15 protein-coding genes are annotated in these 17,729 nt (G+C 69.1%); 12 read left to right on the forward strand and 3 right to left on the reverse strand.

The genetic code is table 11. The annotated features are described in order from the left end of the window. Position 1: 1 nt before the first annotated feature. The 5 genes from BM060_RS15545 to BM060_RS15560 all read left to right on the forward strand — a co-directional run bounded on the left by BM060_RS15545 (position 2) and on the right by BM060_RS15560 (position 4,212). Positions 2-793 carry an ABC transporter ATP-binding protein gene (locus BM060_RS15545; RefSeq protein WP_074980851.1) on the forward strand — a complete coding sequence of 264 codons (792 nt, stop codon included), beginning with the start codon at positions 2-4 and terminating at the stop codon, positions 791-793. A 148-nt stretch (positions 794-941) separates the two neighbouring features. Continuing rightward, positions 942-2,756: an ATP-dependent zinc metalloprotease FtsH gene (gene ftsH, locus BM060_RS15550; RefSeq protein WP_074980929.1), complete on the forward strand. Its 1,815-nt coding sequence runs from the start codon at positions 942-944 to the stop codon at positions 2,754-2,756. A gap of 178 nt (positions 2,757-2,934) precedes the next feature. Next, positions 2,935-3,357: a hypothetical protein gene (locus tag BM060_RS15555; protein WP_074980852.1), complete on the forward strand. Its 423-nt coding sequence runs from the start codon at positions 2,935-2,937 to the stop codon at positions 3,355-3,357. Positions 3,358-3,518: 161 nt separating this feature from the next. Beyond that, positions 3,519-3,674, forward strand: a complete 156-nt coding sequence (locus BM060_RS32975) for a hypothetical protein (protein ID WP_009621884.1) — start codon at positions 3,519-3,521, stop codon at positions 3,672-3,674. Between the two features lie 169 nt (positions 3,675-3,843). Beyond that, positions 3,844-4,212, forward strand: coding sequence for a DUF3509 domain-containing protein (locus BM060_RS15560; protein WP_074980853.1), 369 nt, complete (start codon positions 3,844-3,846; stop codon positions 4,210-4,212). Position 4,213: 1 nt separating this feature from the next. On the opposite strand, the gene BM060_RS15565 is transcribed toward BM060_RS15560, so the two are convergent. Next, positions 4,214-5,179: an AraC family transcriptional regulator gene (locus BM060_RS15565; protein ID WP_074980854.1), complete on the reverse strand. Its 966-nt coding sequence runs from the start codon at positions 5,177-5,179 to the stop codon at positions 4,214-4,216. Positions 5,180-5,323: 144 nt separating this feature from the next. On the opposite strand from BM060_RS15565, the gene BM060_RS15570 reads away from it, so the two are divergent. From BM060_RS15570 to BM060_RS15580, 3 genes are read left to right on the forward strand one after another with little or no spacing between them, the layout of a single operon-like run. Then, on the forward strand, positions 5,324-6,238 hold the full coding sequence (locus tag BM060_RS15570) for a bile acid:sodium symporter family protein (protein WP_074980855.1): 915 nt from the start codon (positions 5,324-5,326) through the stop codon (positions 6,236-6,238). Beyond that, positions 6,235-6,975, forward strand: a complete 741-nt coding sequence (locus tag BM060_RS15575; RefSeq protein ID WP_074980856.1) for a sulfite exporter TauE/SafE family protein — start codon at positions 6,235-6,237, stop codon at positions 6,973-6,975. The genes BM060_RS15570 and BM060_RS15575 overlap by 4 nt, the downstream gene beginning before the upstream one ends. Next, positions 6,972-8,726, forward strand: a complete 1,755-nt coding sequence (locus BM060_RS15580) for an N-acyl-D-amino-acid deacylase family protein (protein WP_074980857.1) — start codon at positions 6,972-6,974, stop codon at positions 8,724-8,726. Before BM060_RS15575 ends, BM060_RS15580 begins: the two co-directional genes overlap by 4 nt. A 225-nt stretch (positions 8,727-8,951) precedes the next feature. Here the strand turns inward: BM060_RS15580 and BM060_RS15585 are convergent, their stop codons facing one another. Beyond that, positions 8,952-10,346, reverse strand: coding sequence for a spinster family MFS transporter (locus tag BM060_RS15585; RefSeq protein WP_058489826.1), 1,395 nt, complete (start codon positions 10,344-10,346; stop codon positions 8,952-8,954). A gap of 265 nt (positions 10,347-10,611) precedes the next feature. Between BM060_RS15585 and BM060_RS15590 the strand changes: the two genes are divergently transcribed. Next, on the forward strand, positions 10,612-10,995 hold the full coding sequence (locus BM060_RS15590; RefSeq protein ID WP_074980858.1) for a cupin domain-containing protein: 384 nt from the start codon (positions 10,612-10,614) through the stop codon (positions 10,993-10,995). Between the two features lie 9 nt (positions 10,996-11,004). On the opposite strand, the gene BM060_RS15595 is transcribed toward BM060_RS15590, so the two are convergent. Beyond that, on the reverse strand, positions 11,005-12,051 hold the full coding sequence (locus BM060_RS15595; protein WP_074980859.1) for an MBL fold metallo-hydrolase: 1,047 nt from the start codon (positions 12,049-12,051) through the stop codon (positions 11,005-11,007). 1,310 nt (positions 12,052-13,361) lie between these two features. On the opposite strand from BM060_RS15595, the gene BM060_RS15600 reads away from it, so the two are divergent. From BM060_RS15600 to BM060_RS15610, 3 genes are all read left to right on the forward strand, one after another. Then, complete coding sequence (locus tag BM060_RS15600; protein ID WP_074980860.1) at positions 13,362-14,225, forward strand: 3-hydroxybutyryl-CoA dehydrogenase; 864 nt, start codon at positions 13,362-13,364, stop codon at positions 14,223-14,225. 197 nt (positions 14,226-14,422) lie between these two features. Continuing rightward, the gene (locus BM060_RS15605) at positions 14,423-15,679 is read left to right on the forward strand and encodes an OprD family porin (protein WP_135499779.1); all 1,257 of its coding nucleotides are present in this window, start codon (positions 14,423-14,425) and stop codon (positions 15,677-15,679) included. Between the two features lie 449 nt (positions 15,680-16,128). Then, entirely contained in the window at positions 16,129-17,718 is a 1,590-nt protein-coding gene (locus tag BM060_RS15610) for a phage tail sheath family protein (protein ID WP_074980861.1), read from the forward strand. The last annotated feature ends 11 nt before the right edge of the window (positions 17,719-17,729 follow it).

Here is a 17,729-nt window from a genome sequence, read left to right on the forward strand (position 1 = left end):
CATGACCGCACTGCTCAATCCCTCCCCCGCCTACGCCCTCGGCCAGCCCGGCGCCCTGGAGATCCGTGGGCTGAACAAGCACTACCGGATCGATGGCAAGCCGCTGCAGGTGCTCAGCGGCATCGACCTGCAGGTGCTGCCCGGCGAGTTCGTCTGCATCGTCGGCGCCAGCGGCTGCGGCAAGTCCTCGCTGCTGCGCCTGATCGTCGGCCTGGAGCAGGACTACGAAGGGCTGATACGCCTGGACGGCGAGATCGTGCGCGGCACCAGCCTGGACCGCGGCCTGGTGTTCCAGGACCACCGCCTGTTCCCCTGGAAGACCGTCGAGCAGAACGTCGCCCTGGCCCTGAAGAACCAGCGCCTGGGCAAGCGCGAGAAGGTCGAGCGCGTCGCCGAGCACCTGGCCCTGGTCGGCCTGCAGGGCTTCGAGCAGGCCTATCCGCACCAGCTTTCCGGCGGCATGGCGCAGCGCGCGGCCATCGCCCGGGCGCTGATCACCCGGCCCAAGCTGCTGTTGCTCGACGAGCCCTTCGGCGCCCTCGACGCCCTCACCCGGGTGAACCTGCAGCGCGAGCTGCAACGCATCTGGCTGCAACAGCGCAGCAGCGTGATCATGGTCACCCACGACGTCGAGGAAGCGCTCTACCTGGGCGACCGGGTGATCGTCATGGACGCCCGCCCCGGGCGCATCCGCCATGAGGTTCGCGTCGAGCTGCCGCACCCGCGCGAACGCAACGCGCCACGCCTGCACCGGTTGCGCGACGAGCTGCTCGCCGAGCTCACCGGCCAATGACCCCGGCGGCGGCTATCCTTCGCACACGCCGCCTCCGCCTTTGTTTGATCCCGGCCAAGTTCCCGCGCCGCGGTTCGTGCCTCAATGGCACCAACGCCGGAGCCCGGCGTGCATCCATCCCCCTGCCGGCACGGGAGCGAGCATGGCCATGGAAAAGCACCATCAATGGAACCTCGGCTATTTCGTCGTGGCCTTCGTGGCCATGCTGCTGGTGCAGAACTGGCTGGGCGAGTACTCGGCCGAGGCGCCGATTCCCTACAGCGAGTTCCAGCGTCTGCTGGACGCCGGCAAGGTCAGCGACCTGCGCGTCGACCAGGAGCGCATCAGCGGCACCCTCAAGGAGCCTATCCAGGGCCGCACGCGCTTCACCACCAACCGCGTCGAGCCGCAGTTGGCGGCGGAGCTGGAGAAAGCCCAGGTCGACTTCTCCGGCGTCACCCAGAGCGGCCTGGCCAAGCTGCTGGGCTGGCTGCTGCCAGTGCTGCTGTTCTTCGGCCTGTGGGTGTTCTTCTTCCGCGGGCTGGCCGAGAAGCAGGGCTTCGGCGGCATGGTCAGCGTCGGCAAGTCGAAGGCGCGGGTGTTCGTCGAACGCGACACCGGGGTGACCTTCGATGACGTCGCCGGCATCGACGAAGCCAAGGCCGAGCTGCAGGAGGTGGTGTCCTTCCTCAAGGACCGCCCCACCTACAGCCGCCTGGGCGCGCGGATTCCCAAGGGCATCCTGCTGGTGGGCCCTCCCGGCACCGGCAAGACGCTGGTGGCCAAGGCGGTGGCCGGCCAGGCCGGGGTGCCGTTCTTCTCCATCTCCGGCTCGGAGTTCGTCGAGCTGTTCGTCGGCGTGGGTGCTGCGCGGGTGCGCGACCTCTTCGAGCAGGCGCGCAAGGCCGCGCCCTGCATCATCTTCATCGACGAGCTGGACGCCCTGGGCAAGATGCGCGGGCTGGGCGCCTTCGGCGGCAACGACGAGAAGGAGCAGACGCTCAACCAGCTGCTCGCCGAGCTGGACGGCTTCGACCCGCGCGAAGGCGTGGTGCTGCTGGCCGCCACCAACCGCCCGGAAGTGCTCGACCCGGCCCTGCTGCGCGCCGGCCGCTTCGACCGCCAGATCCTCATCGACCGCCCGGACCGCCGGGGCCGCGAGGCCATCCTGCGGGTGCACCTGAAACGCGTCAGCGCCGCCGCCGACCTGGACTGCGGGCAGATCGCCGCCATCACCACCGGCTTCACCGGCGCCGACCTGGCCAACCTGGTCAACGAGGCCGCCATCGGCGCCACCCGGCGCGGCGCCGAGGCGGTGGGCATGGCCGACTTCACCGTCGCTGTTGAGCGCATCGTCGCCGGCGCCGAGCGGCGCAGCCGGCTGCTGCTGCCGCAGGAGCGCAAGGTGGTGGCCTACCACGAGATGGGCCACGCCCTGGCCGCGGCCTCGTTGCCGCGCATGGACCCGGTGCACAAGGTCTCCATCGTCCCCCACGCCATCGGCGCCCTCGGCTTCACCCTGCAGCGGCCCACCGAGGACCGCTTCCTGATCGGCCGCCAGGAACTCAAGGACCGCATGGTGGTGCTGCTGGCCGGGCGCGCCGCCGAGGCCCTGGTGTTCGACGAGATTTCCACCGGCGCCGCCGACGACCTGGCCAAGGCCACCGACATCGCCCGCCAGCTGGTGACGCGCTTCGGCATGAGCGAGCAACTCGGCCAGGCCGTGCTGGAGCGGCAGAGCGCACCTTATCTCGCGGGCGACAACGGCCACCTGGCGGGGCTGCGCGAAAAGGACTACTCGGAGCAGACCGCCCGCGAGGTGGACCTGTGCGTGCGCGAGCTGATCGACGAGGCCTTCCGCCGCGCCGGGGCCCTGCTGGAGCAACGCCGCAGCGACCTGGAGGCCGGCGCGCAACTGCTGCTGGAGCGGGAAACCCTCACCCCGGAGGATTTCCCCGCCCTGGCCGGCGCGCCGGCGCCTTGAGCGGGCCTGCTTCGAACCCATGGCTATTTGCAGCGCCGCGCATATGCCGGGGAACTCATTGACAGATTGGCGCCAGACAAGTGTCATGGGCGTTGTCGTCCGGCGCGGTCGAGGTGTGGCGCCGGGATTGCGTGGTCCGTTTGCGTGTTTCCTTATCCCCCGCACAGGAGCCGCCGGCATGTACGACTCTGCACCCAGGGCCTCGGGGCCCGCGGAGGAAGATTTCCTCTTCACCTTCGAGACCCACGTCCTGCAAAAGGCCCTGCCCGCCTTCGAGGAAGCCAGCCGCTTCGCCCGCGACCGCGGCCTGGATTGCCAGGTCGAGTTGCTGATGGACGAAGACGATCACCTGCAACTGTGCCTGTTCGCCCGCCTGGGCAGCAGCCAGCAGCCGAGCTTCTACCGCATCGTCGCCGATACCGAACTCCAGGGCCTGGTCCACGAGCAGTACGCCACCCATGGCCAGCGCATGCGCCGCCTGGGCGCGCAACTGGACTCGCTGGACGGCGAGGTGCTCGACGAACAGCTCGCCGAGTTTTTCCAGCTGGCCTTCGGCATGCACCTGGACGAGCCGGGGCACCGACGAGTCAGCGGCTTCTAGCAGCCGCCCCCTTTTGCCTTGCCTGCCGTTCCTCGCCTCGCCTCGCCTTGCGCGGGCGGGTTTTCGCGCGACACTGTGCGCATGAAATGGATCGCACGCGTCCGCCTGCGTGCGGTCCGAGCAAAGGTAAGGGCCGTGATGCCCATTGCAGGAGTGCCCCTATGAAAAGCCCCGTGGATACCCCGCACCCCGATCCGGTGGTGACCAGGGAAGCCGACGAACTGGAAGAACTGGTGGAGCTGGACCCGGTCGACAGCGGCCAGGAGCCGCACCTGTCCGCCGCCCACCAGGAAGGCGTGATCGACGAGCAGCACTGAGCTTGCATTCTGCCGTACAGGCTTCGTGCAATCGTGCGAAATGCACGGATATGCCTCTGTCGCCATCGACTAACTGACTGATTCAAAAAGAGAAAATTTTCAAGCGAAGCTGGAACGCATGCTGCAACGGCTCTCCCATCGGCTTCACGGATATTCAAGGGAGAGCGTCATGCACAACGATCGCAACCAGGCCCCGCAACTGCTCGGCGAACAATTCAGCGACTACCGCGTCGACCTCCAGCAGCGCCCGGACGGCGGCCTGCTGCTGAGGCTGCGCGACAACCAGAGCCGGCGCCTGCTGACCACCTGGGCGATCCCGGCCAGCGAGTGGCGCGACCCGGCGCGCCTGAACAGCTTCATCGAACGCATCCGCCGCGACCTGCTGACCGCCGAGGGCCAGCCCCTGCAGGAGGACCAGGTGGACTGCTTCCGCAAACGCATCGAGCTGCAGACCTTCAACCCCGGCCAGGGCCGCCACCGCCAGCGCAAGATCGTGGTGGCCGGCGAGCGCCTGCGCGCCCTGGCGGCCAACGCCTGAGTCAGTCCGCGCCCTGGCGGAACTGCCCGGGGGTCATGCCGCTCCAGCGGCGGAAGGCCTTGGCGAAGGCGCTCTCGTCGGAGAAGCCCAGGCGCTCGGCCACTTCCGCCAGCCGCGCGGGGCCTTGCAAGAGCTGCTCGGCCATGGCGTGCAGCACCCGCTCGCGCAACAGCTTGAAGCTGCTGCCCTCCTCGGCCAAGCGCCGGTTCAGGTGCCGGCCGCTGAGGCCCAGGCGTTCGGCGATGCGTTCCTTGCCCCACTGCGGGTGCTCGCGCAGCAGGCCCTGCACCTGCGCCGCCAAGCTCTGCGCGCCCAGGCGCTGCAACTGGGCGTCGGCGAGTTGGCGCAGGTGCTCGCGCATGGGCGCATTGGCCTGGATCAGCGGCACTTGCAGGTCGTTTTCGGCGAACAGCAGGCCATCCTCGTCGGCACTGAAGTCGGGCAGCAGGCCCAGCAGTTCGCGGTAGCTGCCCGCTTCGCCACGGGCTGGGTGGCCGATGCGCACCGCCCGCGGATGCACGCGCTCGCCGGTGATCCAGGCGCTCAGCCGCACCAGGCTGGCCAGCACCGCCTCCACCCGCGCCTCGCGGCGCACGCGGTAGCTGGGGCGGTAGACCAGGGCCACGCCGCCGGCTTCGCGGCGCAGGGCGAACTCGCTGCCCTCGGCGATGATCGGGTAGTACTCCAGCAGCGCTTCCAGGGCTTCGCCGAAGCTCTCGCAGCTCATCAGCAGGGCGCCGACCATGTCCAGGTGGCCGACCTGCAGGGCGCTGCCCAGGCGCAGGCCCAGCAACGGGTCGGCGCTGGCGGCGCACAGGCCCTCCCACAGCTCGTCCTGGCGCGCCAGCGGGATGCGCGCCTCGCGGCCCAGTTCGCGCAGTTCGGCGGGCAGCTGCAGGCCCAGGCGCGCAGCGGCCTGGAGGATGCCCTGGGCGTAATGCACGGTGATCGAGGGGTTGTTGGGCATGGTCCCGAAATAACCGGAAAAAGTCCTGATTGAGCCATCAAAGCGCGGCACGGGGCGGGTATCCTTGCCCATTACAACGAGAAATACAAACGAGCCGCGCATGCCTTGCAAACCGTGCCCCGCGCCCCTTCGGGAGGCGCGCTGATGCCCACCGTCCACCTGGAATTCGCCGGCGCCTCGATGCTGGCCCTGAACGCGATCATCGCGCTGATGATGTTCGGCGTCTCCCTGGAACTGCGCCGCGAGGACTTCGCCCGCATCGTCCGCGCGCCCAAGGCGCCGCTGATCGGCATGCTCATCCAGTTCCTGCTGCTGCCGGCCAGCGCCTGCCTGCTGGCCAACCTGCTGCCGATCGACCCGCAACTGGCCCTGGGCATGCTGCTGGTGGCCACCTGCCCCAGCGGCAGCTTCTCCAACGTCATGACCTGGCTCGCGCGCGGCAACGTCGCGGTGTCGGCCAGCGTCACCGCGGTGTCCGGGCTGTCCGCCGGGTTCTTCACGCCGTTCAACTTCGCCCTCTACGCAAGCCTAACGCCGGATACCCGCGCGCTGCTCACGCAGATCCGCATCGACCCGCTGGAACTGCTGGCCACCGTGCTGCTGGTGCTGGTGGCGCCGATGCTCGCCGGCATGGCCCTGGGCCGCCGTCGCCCGCAACTGGCGCGGCGCCTGGAGAAACCCATGCGGGTGTTCTCGCTGCTGGTGCTGGCGGCCTTCGTGGTGATGGCCTTCATCAAGAACTACGCGCAATTCGTCGCCTACTTCCACCTGTTCTTCTGGCTGGTGGCGCTGCTCAACGGCGCGGCCCTGGGCCTGGGCTACCTGTGCGCGCGGGTCTGCCGGCTGGGCGAGGCCGACGTGCGCGCGGTGACGCTGGAAAGCGGCATCCACAACTCGGCGCTGGGCATGGCGCTGATCCTCACCTTCTTCCCCGAGGCCGGCGGCATGCTGCTGATCGCCGCCTTCTGGGGCTGCTGGCAACTGCTCACCGGGCTGGGCCTGGCGCTGTTCTGGTCGCGCCGCGCGCCGCTGCCCAAGCTCGCGGCGAGGCTGCCATGAGCTACGTGGCCCCTGCCCTGGGCAGCTTCATCCTGCTGGCCTACACCCTGGAAGCGGTCACCGGCTTCGGCAGCGTGGTGCTGGGGCTGTCCCTCGGCGCCCTGCTGCTGCCCATCGAGCAACTGCTGCCGGTGCTGGTGCCGCTGAACGTCGGCCTGACCAGCTACCTGGCCTGGCGTCACCGGCGCCTGGTGCAGTGGCGCCTGCTGCTGGCCACCCTGCTGCCGGGCATGCTGCTGGGCATGGTGGCCGGCTACCTGCTGCTGCCCTGGCTGGACCCGCAACTGCTCAAGCGCGGCCTCGGCCTGCTCATCCTGTGGTTCGCCGTCCGCGAGCTGCAGCGCAGCGCCAAGGGCACGCCCAGGGGCCAGGTGCCGGCCTGGGCGATGCGCCTGGCCACCGGCGCCGCCGGCGTCTGCCAGGGCCTGTTCGCCTCCGGCGGGCCGCTGCTGGTCTACGCCCTGGCCGGCCAGCAGCTGGACAAGTCGCGCCTGCGCGCCACCCTGGTGTGCGTCTGGTTCAGCCTCAACGGCCTGCTCACCCTGGCCTTCCTGCTCGACGGCCGGCTGCGCCCGGCGCTGCCCCAGGTGCTGGCCTACGCGCCACTGCTGCCGCTGGGCCTGTGGCTGGGCGAACACCTGCACCGGCGCTGCCCGGAACGCCACTTCCGCCTGGCCATCCACCTCCTGCTGCTGGTCAGCGGGGTCCTGCTGCTGTCTCCCTGGAGCCTCCTGTGAGCTACGACATCATCGTCAAGAACGGCCTCTACTTCGACGGCAGCGGCGCCCCCGGCGCGCTGCGCCATCTGGGCATCCGCGCCGGACGCCTCGACACCCTCAGCGCCTCGCCGCTGGACGAGAGCGGCTGCCCGCAGGTGCTCGACGCCGCCGGCAAGTGGGTGACCCCGGGCTTCCTGGAAATCCACTCGCACTACGACGCCGAGGTGATAGCCGCGCCGGCGCTGAAGGAATCGGTGCGCCACGGCGTGACCACGGTGGCCCTGGGCTCCTGCTCCATCAGCATGGTGCTGGGCGAGGCGGAGGACTGCTCCGACCTGTTCACCCGCGTCGAGGCGGTGCCGCGCGAGGTGGTGCTGCCGATCCTGCGGGAGAAACGCACCTGGCGCGACGCCGCCGGCTACCGCGCCTTCTACGAGCAATTGCCGCTGGGGCCGAACCTGTGCTCGTTCCTCGGCCATTCCGAGCTGCGCGTGGCGGTGATGGGGCTGGAACGCGCCACCAGCGGCGCCAAACCCACCGAGGCCGAGCTGCAGCGCATGGAGCAGTTGCTCAACGAGGCGCTGGACGCCGGTTGCTTCGGCCTTTCGGTGATGACCACGCGGCTGGACAAGATGGACGGCGAGCGCGCCTGGTCCAGCCCGCTGCCCTCCACCTTCGCCAGCTGGAAGGAGTTCTCCCGCCTGTTCGCGGTGCTGCGCCGGCGCGGCGCGCTGATGCAGGGCGCGCCCAACGCGGTGACCAAGATCAACGTGTTCGCCTTCCTCTGGCAGGCTCACGGCTGGTTCCGCCGGCCGCTCAAGTGCAGCATGCTCACCGCCCTGGACCTCAAGTCGCAGCCCTTCATGCACCGCATCACCCGCGCCTCCGGCTGGCTGGCCAACCGCGTGCTGCGCGGGCGCTTCCGCTGGCAGACGCTGCCGGCGCCGTTCAACGTGCGCATCGAGGGGCTGAACATGAACGGCTTCGAGGAGTTCGGCGCCGGCGAAATCCTCCGCGACATCAAGGACCCGGAAGAACTCTACGCGCGCATCCAGGACCCGGTCTTCCGCGAGCGCTTCCGCAAGGACATCAAGGCCACCCTCAGCCTGGGCCTGTGGCACCGCCGCCTCTCCGACTGCTGGGTGCGCGAATGCCCGAACGCCAGCCTGATCGGGCGCAACTTCGAGGATATCGGCCAGCAGCAGGGCAAGGATGCGGTGGACGCCTTCTTCGACCTGGCCAGCCAGTACCGCAACGCGCTGAAGTGGACCACCTGCTACGGCAACCACCGCCCGCAGGTGATGGCCAGGCTGCTGGCCAGCCCCTGGACGCAGCCGGGCTTCGCCGACTCCGGCGCGCACCTGGCGTCCCACGCCCAGTACAACTTCCCGCTGCGCCTGCTCAAGTACGTGCGCGACGCCGAACTGGCCGGCCAACCGTTCATGGACGTCGGCCGCGCGGTGCAGCGTCTGACCGGCGAACTGGCCGACTTCGCCGGGCTGGACGCCGGCTACCTGCGCGTGGGCGACCGCGCCGACCTGGTGATCGTCAACCCCGAGGGGCTGACCGACGAGCTGGACGAAGTGAGCGAAGCGCCCATGGAAAACCTCGGGCTGGTGCGCCTGGTGAAGCGCAACGATGCGGCGGTGGAGGCCACGGTGATCAATGGGCGCGTAGCGTACCGGCGGGAGGCTGGCTTCGCCGAGGAACTGGGCAAGGAACGCGGCTTCGGACGCTTCCTGCCGGGCCGGGAAGTGGTGCCGGCGTAGCGCGGATGAATCCACCCACGCCATTCCCCTGTAGGAGCGCGCCCTGCGCGCGATTTCGCGGGCAGGGCCCGCTCCTACAGGTTTCCGGGAGGCACGGCATGTCCCCGTAGGAGCGGACCTTGTCCGCGATAGCCGGAACCACCGGCGCGGTTCGCGGATAAGATCCGCTCCTACGCTGCCCCACCCACGCCATTCCCTGTGGCACGAAGCGCGGACGGAGTCCGCTCAGGCACGCTCCGCCTGTTCACGCACCAGGCTCGCGCGATAACTGCCGCAGCCCTTCCACAGCAGCCCGATGGTCAGCAACGCAGCCACCGCGGAAACGATGGCGATGGACGCCCCCACCGCTGCCGGGTCGCCGAACACGCGGTCGGTGATCAGCGCCACCAGGGTGGTGCCCAGGCCCACCGCCAGCAGGTTGCTGACCAGCAGGAAGATCGCCGAGACCTGCGCGCGCACCTGGTTCGGCGCCAGGTTCTGCATGGCCGTGGTGGAGGTCGGCAGGGGGAAGGAAGCGAAGAACATCGCCGGCACCAGCAGCGCCAGGGACAGCCACAGCGGTTCGACCACGGCGAACAGGGCCACCGGCACGAGCATGCCGATAGCGCCGATCACGCCCGTGCGCATGGCCGCGTCGCCGTGGCCGCGGCGGGCCAGCAGGTCGGTCAGCCAGCCGCCGCAGTACACGCCGGCGGTGTTGGCCAGCAGCAGCACCACGCCCAGGGTGTAGCCGGTGCTCACCGGGTCCAGGCCGTGCTTGCGCATGTACAGCGCAGGGGTCCAGCTGAGCATGGCGTACAGGGCCATGGCGTAGCAGGAGAAGCCCAGGTACAGGCAGGTGAAGGTCAGCCGGTGGCGGCCGAGGAAACGCACGCCGTCGCCCGGCGCCACGGCCTTGGCCTGGCCGCTGGCGTCGCGGCTCAGGCCCTGGCGCTGCGGGTCGCGCACGGTCAGCCAGATCAGCAGGCCCACCAGCACTCCGGGCAGGCCGACGATGAAGAAGGTCAGCTGCCAGGCCTTGACCTCGCCCAGCACCGGCAGCACCAGCGCCTGGGTGTCCTTGAGCAGGTCGATGACGTAGCCGCCGACCAGGAAGGCCAGGCCGCCGCCGAGGAAGGAGCCGATGGAGTAGATGCCCACCGCGCGGCCCAGCTTCTCCCGCGGGAACAGGTCGCTGAACATCGAGTAGGCCGCCGGCGACAGCGCCGCCTCGCCCACGCCGACGCCGATGCGCGCCAGGAACATCTGCAGGAAGTTCTTCGACAGCCCGCAGGCGGCGGTGGCCAGGCTCCAGAAGACCACGCCGACGGCGATGATCCGCGGCCGCGAGAAACGGTCGGCCAGGTAGGCGATGGGCCAGCCCATCACCGCGTAGAACAGCGAGAAGGCCAGCCCGTGCAGCAGGCTGAACTGGGTGTCGCTGAGCTGCAGGTCGGCCTTGATGGGCTCGATCATCAGCGCCAGGATCTGCCGGTCCACGAAGGAGAAGATGTACGCCACCATGCACAGGCTGACGACGTACCACTCGTAGGCGTAGCGCTTGCGCGCCGGGCGCGCCGCGCAGGCGTCGATGGCGGCTGGAGCCGTGCGCGGGGCGCGGCACGAGGAGGAAGGGTTCATGGCGAGGTCTCTTGTCGTTATGGGCAGGCGTGTCGCTGCAAGGCGCCCTCGCCCTCGAAGGGCGGGGCCAGGGGCACCTTAGGGGATGGGCCCCGGGGCGGACCATACGGGGAAACGGCCTCGGCATGGGGGTAGGCTCCCGTAGGCATTGGGGATTTCCTTAGGCGGAAAATCCGTCCCGGCGCCTCACCCATGCGCAGGAATATGCAAGACGCCCGCGCCCCGGGCCCCTAACCTGGCCGCTCGATGATCCAGGAGCTGAAACATGCCGCAAACATCCCCACGCCCCTACCAGCCGGTCAACCTCGCCGCCAAGCTGGCGGCCATCCACGAGCAGTGGCAGCCGCGGGTGGTGGCCGAGATGAACGACTACCAGTTCAAGCTGGTGAAGCTGGAAGGCGAGTTCGTCTGGCACAGCCACGCCGACACCGACGAGACCTTCATCGTGCTCGACGGCGAGCTGCGCATCGATTTTCGCGACGGCGCCGTGCAACTGCGCGCCGGGGAGATGTACGTGGTGCCCCGCGGCGTAGAGCACAAGCCCTTCGCCGCGCGGGAGGTGCAGGTGCTGCTGATCGAGCCGCGCGGCGTGCTCAACACCGGCGACCAGGGCAGCGAGCGCACCGCGCCCAACGACGTGTGGGTCTGAGCCCGCGCCTCAGGCCAGGCGATACCAGGCCACGCCCTGCTCGTCCTCGCTGGCCGTCACCCGGCCGCGCTGCACCAGGTAGTTGAGGTTGGCCAGGCACTCGCCGGTGGCCAGGGCCAGCAGGTCCTGGTCGATGCGCCGGGCGAAGAGCGCGCCGAACAGGTCGATGGCGCGTTTCGGGCCTTCGCCCAGTAGTTCCTGCAGGCGTTCCAGGCCGCGCTGGTGGCCGCGTTCCAGGTGCTCCAGGCGCGCGTGCAGGGGCTGGAAGGGTTCGTTGTGGGCCGGCAGCACCAGCACGTCGTCGGGCACCTCGCGGCGCACCTTGGCCAGGGACTCCAGCCACTGGCCCAGCGGGTCGGCCGCCGGCTCCGTGGGGAACACCGAGACGTTGGGCGAGATGCGCGGCAGCACCTGGTCGCCGGCGACCAGCAGGCGCAGGTCGGGGCAATGGAAGCTGGCATGCTCGGGTGAATGTCCGGAACCCACCACCACCCGCCAGTCGTGCGCGCCGATGCGGATGCGCTCGCCGTCGCGCAGGCGCCGGTAACTTTCCGGCAACGGCCAGATGAACTTGCCGAAGCCGCCGAAACGCGACCGGTAGTGGGCGATGGCCGCTTCGTCCCAGCCGGCGCGGCGGTAGAAGCGCACGCCCTCCGGCGGCGCCTCGCGGCCGCTGTCGGCGGCCAGCACGCGGCAGTTCATGTACTCGCCGAAGGTCATCCAGAGTTCGCAGCCGTACTCGCGGGTGAGCCAGCCGGCCAGGCCGACGTGGTCCGGGTGCATGTGGGTGACGAACAGCCGCGTCGGCCGCCGCCCGCCCAGCGCGCCGCCGGGGGCCAGCAGCGCGCGCCAGGCGTCGAGGGTGGCCTGGGTGTGCATGCCGGTGTCGAACAGTGCCCAGCCGTCGCCGTCTTCCACGGCCCACAGGTTGATGTGGTCGAGGCTCAGCGGCAGGGGCATGCGCAGCCAGTGCACGCCCGGGGCGATCTCGCGGCTGGCGCCGGGGTCCGGGGCGGGGCCGCAGGGGTAGTTCAGGGGGATGCGGTCGGGTTTCATGGGGTTGCCTGGGTTGGTGTTTTGGTCATGTGGGGTGGAGTGTATGGGGTCGTTTGTGGGCGTTGGTCCTTTGCACTCAACTTAACCCCCGTCATTCCCGCGAACGCGGGACGCGGCTCCATCGCGAACAGCGCTTGCGCTGGCCCGAAGGGGAATAACCCAGAGACGTCTTGTTTGGGTGTGACGCGCCGCTCCGAGTGCGTTGATGTCTCTCGTTTCGCCCCCTCGGGCGAGTCCCTTTTGTCAAACGGTGGAAGGCCACCCCCGCAAAAAGGAACCAAAAAGGCTTGCCCCGCATACGGGCCCGACAAAGCCGGGCTACCCTCACGAACTCCCCCGCCACGGAGGCCCGCCCCGAGGGTACGTCCCTGTAGCCCGCGGGGCTCTCGCGACATCCATGTCGCATGACCTCCTGAGCGGGGGTTTCGCTCGGCCTTCTGAAGGGGCGTTTCGGTGCGCGCGGATGCTTCCCTGGAAGTCCAAGAGCAAAAGCCAGAGCGAACGTGCTTTTGCTCTTCGTAGGAGCGAGCTTGCTCGCGAACCCCGCAGTCACTGGGTTATTCCCCTTCGGGCCAGCGCAAGCGCTGTTCGCGATGGAGCCGCGTCCCGCGTTCGCGGGAATGACGGGGTGGAAGGATGGTGCCGGGCTTCCAGGCCACTCAGGACAGCCCCCTCTCCCTTCAGGGAGAGGGCTGGGGAGAGGGTTGCGGACTCCGCCCCCACACCTCTGCCAACCCTGACTCCGCTCCCCCGCAAGCGTGAGAGGGAACCGTCTGGCATGAAGCGCAATCACGAAGCTCCCTACCCCCCGTCTAGCCAAACCCATCGCGGACGGAGTCCGCTCCTACGCTTCCAGGACGCACGGGCGTAGGAGCGGACTTTGTCCGCGATTGGATTCACCGGCACCGCCGAACGCTCCGGTGGCACGGCCAGCGGCGTATAACCGCGAACGGTTATACGCCCTACGAACCTGCCAGCTGACACTGCGTTATCCACCCACACCGAACGACCCCCTCTCCCTCCGGGAGAGGGCTGGGGTGAGGGCAACGGACTCCGCACACACACCTCTGCCAACCCTGTACTCCGCTCCCCTCCCCATCCGCAACTCCCGACAATACTGCGTCAAACACTCCCCCTCCGCCCCACCCACACAGACTATCCGGCCACGAAATGGCACATATGCCCTCGGCAAAGTCACAGCTGCCGGCCCCCAACGTCACCGGAGGCTCGCCGTCAGCCGGCGCCTGCGCTATCGTCGCCGCCGGCGCCCGCGGGCTTCCTGCTTCGATTCCAGAGAGGACTGACAAGAAATGAGCACCCAAGACTCCCCCATCCGCAAGATCGGCGTGATCGGCGCCGGCACCATGGGCAATGGCATCGCCCAGGTGTGCGCCGCCGCCGGGCTGCAGGTGGCGATGGTCGATGTCTCCGACGCCGCCGTCGAACGCGGCCTGAAGACCATCGACGGCAACCTCGAACGGCTGATCAAGAAGGACAAGCTGGCCGCCGCCGACAAGCCCGGCATCCTCGCGCGCATCCAGGGCGGCACCGACTATGCCGCGCTGAAGGACGCCGACCTGGTGATCGAGGCCGCCACCGAGAATCTCGAACTCAAGCTGCGCATCCTGCGCCAGGTCGACGAGCTGGTCGGCCCCGACTGCGTGATCGCCAGCAACACCTCGTCCATCTCCATCACCCAGCTGGCGGTGGTGGTGCGCAACCCGCAGCGCTTCATCGGCCTGCACTTCTTCAACCCGGTGCCGGTGATGGGCCTGCTGGAAGTGATCCGCGGCCTGCAGACCGCCGACGAGACCCACGCCCGCGCCATGGCCTTCGCCGGCCTGGTCGGCAAGACCGCGGTGAGCGTGAAGAACGCCCCGGGCTTCGCGGTCAACCGCATCCTGGTGCCGATGATCAACGAGGCCATCTTCGTGCTTCAGGAAGGCCTGGCCAGCGCCGCCGACATCGACGCCGGCATGCAGCTGGGCTGCAACCACCCGATCGGCCCGCTGGCCCTGGCCGACCTGATCGGCCTGGACACCCTGCTGGCGATCATGCAGGTGCTCTACGACGGCTTCGACGACTCCAAGTACCGCCCCGCTCCGCTGCTCAAGGAAATGGTCGCGGCCGGCCGCCTGGGTCGCAAGAGCGGCCAGGGCTTCTTCAGCTACTGAACCGCCCTCGCGGAAGGGGCCTCGCGCCCCTTCCGTCAGGCAAACGCCACTAGATCGCCATCACGGAATCCACAGCGCCAGGCTCTAGCACGCGGCTTCCAGTCGTAGGAAATTTCCGACGAATGACAACCCGGTCACTGGTGATAGCACGAAAAACTGCTAAAACCTGAAAGTTGGAAACCAAAGGAGCTATATCCATGAGGATCATGAAACGCCACGCGCTGGCCTTCGCCGTGATGGCCGCAGGCGCCCAGCTGGCCCAGGCCAGCGCCCAGGACGAGTCGAAGGGATTCATCGAGGACGCCAGGCTCGACCTGCTGCTGCGCAACGTCTACTGGAACCGCGACTACAAGGACCACACCAACGACGCCAAGGTCTGGGGCCAGGGCTTCATCGGCACCTTCGAGTCCGGCTTCACCCAGGGCACCGTGGGCTTCGGCGTCGACGCCTACGGTCTGCTCGGCGTCAAGCTCGACAGCGGCCGCGGACGCAACTACACCGGCATCTTCAACGAGCACGACGACGGCAAGCCGGTGGACAGCCTGTCCGAGGCCGGCGGCGCGGTGAAGCTGCGCTTCTCCAATACCGTGATCAAGTACGGCAACCAGTTCCCCGACCTGCCGGTGCTCTCCCGCGACGACTCGCGCATGCTGCCGCAATCCTTCACCGGCGTGCTGCTGAGCGGCGAGGAGATCAAGGGCCTGCAGCTGAACGTCGGCAAGTTCACCGCCGACAGCCCCATGGGCAGCCCGGCGCGCGACCCCAACCACCTGGACGAGATCTACCTCTACGGCGGCAGCTACGCGGTCACCGACGACCTCAGCGTGGCGCTCTACCACAGCGACGTGCGCGACGTCTTCGCCAAGACCTACGCCAACCTCAACTACACCCTGCCGCTGGCCGCCGAGCAGGCGCTGAACTTCGACTTCAACATCTACCGCACCAAGTACGACGACGGCTCCCAGGCCGCGCTGGACTTCGGCGGCGACGGCGACAACGACCGCAACACCATCTGGAGCCTGGCGGCCAAGTACAGCGTCGGCCCGCACGCCTTCATCCTCGCCCACCAGCGCAGCAGCGGCGATGCCGGCTATGCCTACGACTACGGCGACGGCGGCGGCACCATCTACCTGGCCAACTCCTACTACGCCGACTTCAACCTCAAGGACGAACGCTCCTGGCAGGCCAGCTACGAGCTGGACTTCGGCGGCTACGGCGTGCCCGGGCTGACCTACAAGATCGCCTACGTGCGCGGCGACAACATCGACACCGGCGGCGATTCCGACGGCACCGAGCGCGAGCTGTTCAACCAGGTCAAGTACGTGATCCAGAGCGGCCCGGCCAAGGACCTGTCGTTCAAGCTGCGCAACTCCATCTACCGCGCGGACAACGACGTCGGCCCGGACCTCAACGAGGTGCGCGCCTTCATCGAGTACCCGCTGAGCATCCTCTGATGCCCCGGGCCCGCGGCGTCGGCCGCGGGCCCTGCCCTCTACCGTTCGTCGCTGCGGCGCCAGCCACGCGCCTTTGCGGCCCTGCCGGCGGCAGCCACGGCCGCTGCGCTTCCCAGCCCGACTGCCATTTTTTCGCCAGTATCCCGACCGTGCATTGGCCAGTACGGTGACACCATTGCGCCCCCCTGGCGCTGAACTATGTTGGTCAACAGACCTTCGGCCCGTCTGGGCAATCGGGTTCCCGCAGTCCCGCATCAAGGCCTGACCTCGCAGCAAGGACGCGATCCCCCATCTCCCCTTCCTGCCACGCCGGGCATCGATGCCCGTCTTCCCGATCGCGTGCTGTCCTGCAGTCCGCATCGTCCCCTGTGCACCGAGTAGTTCCATACCCGGTCCGCCGCCGTTCCGCCGAGACCGGACTTCAGAGTGATTGCTGAGGAGTTCCGCTCATGCCGTCCAACCTCACCTATCCCGGCGTCTACATCGAAGAAGTACCCAGCGGCGTGCGCAGCATCACCGGCGTCGCCACCTCCATCACCGCCTTCGTCGGCCGGGCCCTGCGCGGCCCGGTGAACCGCCCGGTGCGCGTGCAAGGCTTCGCCGAGTACAGCCGGCTGTTCGGCGGCCTGTGGCAGCCCAGCACCCTGGGCTACGCGGTCATGCAGTTCTTCCAGCATGGCGGCAGCGACGCGCTGATCGTCCGGGTGTTCAACGGCGACCTCGACGACGACACCGCCACCCTCACCCTGGCCACCGCCGGCGGCAGCCTGGTGCTCGCCGCCGCCAGCCCCGGCGCCTGGGGCAACCGCCTGCGGGCGACGGTGGACCACGCCACCCGCGACACGACCGACACCCTGCTGTTCAACCTGCTGGTGGAGGAACTGGACCGCCCCGGCGGCACCACCACGCTGGCCTCGGAAGTGTTCCGCAACGTCTCGGTGGACCCGCTGAGCCCGCGCTTCGTCGACACCCTGCTCAAGGAACAGTCAGCGCTGGTCCGCGTGCTCACCTCGGCGCCGACCACCGAAAGCCCGACCGACGCCACCGTCGCCGTGGCCAACGAGGACGGCACCGCCACCGCCGCCGGCACCCTGGGCGACGACGGCGGCGACCTCGACGACGGCGACATCACCGGCGACCAGGACCTGCGCAGCGGCATCTACGCCCTGGAAGCGGCCGACCTGTTCAACCTGCTGTGCATCCCGCCGCTGACCCGCGAGGCCGACCTCGACCCCGCCACCTGGGCCACCGCCGCCGGCTACTGCCAGGAACGCCGCGCGGTGCTGATCATCGACGCGCCGGCGGACTGGACGGCCAACCCGGGCAGCGCCATTAGCGACGCGGAAACCGGGGTCAACGCCCTGCGCGCCAGCGTCGGCAACGACGACGCCATCAACGCCGCGGCCTACTACCCGCGCCTGCGCCTGGCCGATCCGCTGGCGGAGAACCGCGCGGCCGACTTCGCCCCCTGCGGCGCGGTGGCCGGGATCATCGCCCGCACCGACGTGCAGCGCGGCGTGTGGAAGGCGCCGGCGGGCCTGGCGGCATCCTTCTCCGGCGTGCAGGCCCTGACCTACGCCATGACCGACCGGCAGAACGGCGTGCTCAACCCCCTGGGCCTGAACTGCCTGCGCAGCTTCCCGGTGGCCGGCCACCTGGTGTGGGGCTCGCGCACCCTGGCCGGGGCCGACCTGCTGGCCTCGGAATGGAAATACCTGCCGGTGCGGCGCCTGGCGCTGTTCCTCGAGGAAAGCCTATTCCGCGGCACCCAGTGGGTGGTGTTCGAGCCCAACGACGAGCCGCTGTGGGCGCAGATCCGCCTCAACGTCGGCGCCTTCATGCAGGACCTGTTCCGCCAGGGCGCCTTCCAGGGCAGCAGCCCGCGCGAGGCGTATTTCGTCAAGTGCGACCGCGAGACCACCACCCAGAGCGACATCAACCGCGGCGTGGTGAACATCCACGTCGGCTTCGCCCCGCTCAAGCCCGCCGAGTTCGTGGTCATCAAGCTGCAGCAGATGGCCGGCCAGGTCGCCGTCTAGGGAGGAACCTT

This window comes from Pseudomonas citronellolis (assembly GCF_900112375.1).
Lineage (GTDB): Bacteria > Pseudomonadota > Gammaproteobacteria > Pseudomonadales > Pseudomonadaceae > Pseudomonas > Pseudomonas citronellolis.

Coding starts and splice junctions, on each gene's coding strand:
- BM060_RS15545 (WP_074980851.1), top strand. CDS start 2: ATGACCGCACTGCTCAATCCCTCCCCCGCCTACGCCCTCGGCCAGCCC.
- ftsH (WP_074980929.1), top strand. CDS start 942: ATGGAAAAGCACCATCAATGGAACCTCGGCTATTTCGTCGTGGCCTTC.
- BM060_RS15555 (WP_074980852.1), top strand. CDS start 2,935: ATGTACGACTCTGCACCCAGGGCCTCGGGGCCCGCGGAGGAAGATTTC.
- BM060_RS32975 (WP_009621884.1), top strand. CDS start 3,519: ATGAAAAGCCCCGTGGATACCCCGCACCCCGATCCGGTGGTGACCAGG.
- BM060_RS15560 (WP_074980853.1), top strand. CDS start 3,844: ATGCACAACGATCGCAACCAGGCCCCGCAACTGCTCGGCGAACAATTC.
- BM060_RS15565 (WP_074980854.1), bottom strand. CDS start 5,179: ATGCCCAACAACCCCTCGATCACCGTGCATTACGCCCAGGGCATCCTC.
- BM060_RS15570 (WP_074980855.1), top strand. CDS start 5,324: ATGCCCACCGTCCACCTGGAATTCGCCGGCGCCTCGATGCTGGCCCTG.
- BM060_RS15575 (WP_074980856.1), top strand. CDS start 6,235: ATGAGCTACGTGGCCCCTGCCCTGGGCAGCTTCATCCTGCTGGCCTAC.
- BM060_RS15585 (WP_058489826.1), bottom strand. CDS start 10,346: ATGAACCCTTCCTCCTCGTGCCGCGCCCCGCGCACGGCTCCAGCCGCC.
- BM060_RS15590 (WP_074980858.1), top strand. CDS start 10,612: ATGCCGCAAACATCCCCACGCCCCTACCAGCCGGTCAACCTCGCCGCC.
- BM060_RS15595 (WP_074980859.1), bottom strand. CDS start 12,051: ATGAAACCCGACCGCATCCCCCTGAACTACCCCTGCGGCCCCGCCCCG.
- BM060_RS15600 (WP_074980860.1), top strand. CDS start 13,362: ATGAGCACCCAAGACTCCCCCATCCGCAAGATCGGCGTGATCGGCGCC.
- BM060_RS15605 (WP_135499779.1), top strand. CDS start 14,423: ATGAGGATCATGAAACGCCACGCGCTGGCCTTCGCCGTGATGGCCGCA.
- BM060_RS15610 (WP_074980861.1), top strand. CDS start 16,129: ATGCCGTCCAACCTCACCTATCCCGGCGTCTACATCGAAGAAGTACCC.